The sequence below is a fragment of the Treponema sp. R6D11 genome (genome assembly GCF_054786075.1).
On record NZ_BDHD01000317.1, the window covers coordinates 1 to 1,474 of the forward strand.

General features: G+C 44.6%; 2 protein-coding genes. One reads left to right on the plus strand and one right to left on the minus strand.

Features of this window, described 5'->3' with window-relative positions:
• Positions 1-172: 172 nt before the first annotated feature.
• On the minus strand, positions 173-343 hold the full coding sequence (locus tag ACYVTD_RS12690) for a hypothetical protein (protein ID WP_461248116.1): 171 nt from the start codon (positions 341-343) through the stop codon (positions 173-175).
• Between the two features lie 119 nt (positions 344-462).
• On the opposite strand from ACYVTD_RS12690, the gene ACYVTD_RS12695 reads away from it, so the two are divergent.
• A partial coding sequence (locus ACYVTD_RS12695; RefSeq protein WP_461248117.1) for a tetratricopeptide repeat protein occupies positions 463-1,474 on the plus strand: 1,012 nt, incomplete at its 3' end.

Genomic DNA, 1,474 nt, shown 5'->3' on the forward strand with positions numbered 1-1,474 from the left:
GATATAGGCGTAGGCGACCATCATATAATAATAGGCGTTATAGGGATCGGCGGGGTTGTTTTTGGCTTTTTATGTTAAAAAAAAGATAAGGCGGGTTAAAAACTTTTTTTTTGGGGGAAACGCGGGAAATTTTCCTAATTAAGGCAAAATCCCCCCCCCCCGCGGGGGGTTCCTACCCCAAAAAGTGGATGGTGGACAGCATATAAACCTTGTTTTTCCTTGGGGCGGTAATGTAGTAGGAGTCTATGCCGGAAGCGTCTCTTTTTAGGCTTTTTGGCGTTAATCCGCAGGAAAAAAGCGGTAAAATTACAATAAATAGCATGTAAATTTTAATGTTTTTCATTGTTTATAATATATCATTACGGTATACTTTTGTATATTAGGCTTTTTTAGAAATTGCAGGTTTTTTAATGGCGCGAAACGAAAAAGTTGAAATGATAATTCCGATAATATAAGGTGATCTTGAAAATCCGGCAACTGAAATTAGTTATTTTACTTTTAGCGTTGATTATTTTCTCTTGTAAATCGACGCCTGCCAGCAAAACAAATTCCCCCGAACCGCCAAAAAAAACCGACAGCAAGGCTCCCGCCGGAGGACTCGCCGAAGAAATACGGGACCTTGTAGAAACAGGCCTTTTATCTTCCATGACGCAGGCGCAGGAGTTAATCCGCAGCAGGGATCTTGGCAATGCCGAGTTCGGCAGAACGATGAACAGCCTTATCGCGTTAATTGTAAAGCGGGTTTATCCCGATTCAAAATTGGCGCTTGCCAACGTTGATCTTCCGCTGACCTCTGTTTACAACCGCATTATCAAGGAAGCGGAAAAAGGCGTATACGTCCATCCCGGGGAAAATTCAACAGATTTTTTTGAATATGTTCTGCCGTTCTTCGCGGTTAACAACGAAACGACCAGCGAACTTCTTGCCGCCGCCCTAAAGAACCTTTCAAAAGCGGACGGGTTAAAGCCGGATTCCGTTCTGCCCGCTTATTTTTCAGGGTTAATTTATGAGCGCATGAACCAGCTAAAGGACGCCGACGCCGCATATAAAAAAGCGTATTCCATCAGCAATGAATTTTATCCTGCCATAACGGGATCGGCGCGTTTACTGGCGCTTAACGGCAGACGGTCGGAAGCAGCGACTCTTTTATCCGATCTTATAATAAGATACCCGGACAGCCTGTATATAAAAAGCCAGCTTGCCAATACCTATTATGAAGGCAGGGACTGGTTACGCGCCATGCCGGTTGTAGATGACATTTTAAAGAACGATCCGCGCAACGGGGATCTTTTGTTGATGAAGGCGCATATACTGATAGAACAGGGTAATTTCGCGCAGGCGAACACGGTTCTTGCCACTTACGCGTCGATTAACTCCAACAACAGGCAGTATCTTTTCCTACGCGCGGGGTTGCAGGCGGAAGTAAATAAAAACCGCGACTCGGCATTAAATTATCTGCTCTCGATCTGCCGTT